3 protein-coding genes are annotated in these 1,564 nt (G+C 63.1%); all 3 read left to right on the top strand.

Annotated features, from left to right (window positions below; translation table 11 throughout):
* Positions 1-293 (top strand): succinate dehydrogenase, cytochrome b556 subunit (sdhC, locus tag C7411_RS36755; RefSeq protein WP_110389032.1); only part of this gene is annotated, 293 nt, incomplete at its 5' end.
* A 3-nt stretch (positions 294-296) separates the two neighbouring features.
* On the top strand, positions 297-665 hold the full coding sequence (gene sdhD, locus C7411_RS36760) for a succinate dehydrogenase, hydrophobic membrane anchor protein (RefSeq protein ID WP_042273220.1): 369 nt from the start codon (positions 297-299) through the stop codon (positions 663-665).
* 4 nt (positions 666-669) lie between these two features.
* On the top strand, positions 670-1,564 hold an 895-nt coding region (locus tag C7411_RS36765; RefSeq protein WP_116603307.1), incomplete at its 3' end, for an FAD-dependent oxidoreductase.

Here is a 1,564-nt window from a genome sequence, read left to right on the forward strand (position 1 = left end):
TGTTGTTCCTGTTCCTGCCTTTCATCCTGTTCCTGTTGGACCAGAGCCTCACTTCGGAGCTTAGCTTCGAGGTCTTCAAGGGCTTCCTCTCCAACATCATCGTCAAGCTCATCGTGCTGGTCCTCGGATGGGCGTTCCTGTTTCACTTCTGCGCTGGCGTGCGCCACCTGTGCATGGACTTCAACCATGGCCTCGTGAGCAAGGAAAAAGGCAAGTCGACCTCCCTCGTCGTCGTGATCATCTCCACGGTCCTCACGATCGCCTTTGCGGCAAAACTCTTCGGAGCGTTCTAAAAAATGTCGGCTAATAACGGTATCGGTCCGAAGCGCCTTGTCGTCGGCGCTCACTACGGCATTCGCGACTGGATCGCGCAACGCGCCACCGCCGTGATCATGGCGATCTACACGATCGTGCTGCTCGTCCTGTTCTTCGGCGCGCACGACTTCTCGTATGACGGCTGGGCCTCGATCTTCGCCGCGCAGTGGATGAAGCTTGCGACGTTCGTCACCCTGATCGCGCTGTTCCTGCACGCGTGGGTCGGTGTGCGTGACATCTGGATGGACTACATCAAGCCGGTCGGCCTGCGCATCACGCTGGACGTCCTCACGATCGCATGGCTGCTGGGCAGCCTCGGCTACGCCGCTCAGATTCTCTGGAGAGTGTAAAAGAATGGCTGCAATCAAGAATTCATTGCCGCGTCGCAAGTTCGACGTGGTCATCGTCGGTGCCGGCGGCTCGGGGATGCGCGCTTCGCTGCAACTCGCGCGCGCTGGCCTGTCGGTTTGCGTGCTCTCGAAGGTGTTCCCCACGCGTTCGCACACGGTGGCGGCGCAGGGCGGCATCGGCGCCTCGCTCGGCAACATGAGCGAAGACAACTGGCACTACCACTTCTACGACACGATCAAGGGCTCCGACTGGCTCGGCGACCAGGACGCGATCGAGTTCATGTGCCGTGAAGCGCCAAACGCCGTGTACGAGCTCGAACACATGGGCATGCCGTTCGACCGCAACGCCGACGGCACGATCTACCAGCGCCCGTTCGGCGGCCATACGGCCAACTACGGCGAGAAGCCGGTTCAGCGCGCCTGTGCGGCTGCCGACCGTACCGGCCACGCGCTGCTGCACACGCTGTACCAGCAGAACGTCGCGGCGAAGACCACGTTCTTCGTCGAATGGATGGCGCTCGACCTGATCCGCGACGCCGACGGCGACGTGCTCGGCGTGACCGCGCTCGAAATGGAAACGGGCGACGTCTATATCCTCGAAGGCAAGACCACGCTGTTCGCCACGGGCGGCGCGGGCCGGATCTTCGCGGCATCGACCAACGCGTTCATCAACACCGGCGACGGCCTCGGCATGGCGGCCCGTTCGGGCATCGCGCTGCAGGACATGGAGTTCTGGCAGTTCCACCCGACCGGCGTGGCCGGCGCCGGCGTGCTGATCACCGAAGGCGTGCGCGGCGAAGGCGGCATTCTGCGCAACTCGAACGGCGAGCGCTTCATGGAGCGTTACGCGCCGACCCTGAAGGACCTGGCGCCGCGCGACTTCGTTTCGCGCTCGATGG

It is taken from the genome of Paraburkholderia silvatlantica (assembly GCF_003096715.1).
Taxonomy (GTDB): Bacteria; Pseudomonadota; Gammaproteobacteria; order Burkholderiales; family Burkholderiaceae; genus Paraburkholderia; species Paraburkholderia silvatlantica.

Coding starts and splice junctions, on each gene's coding strand:
- sdhD (WP_042273220.1), top strand. CDS start 297: ATGTCGGCTAATAACGGTATCGGTCCGAAGCGCCTTGTCGTCGGCGCT.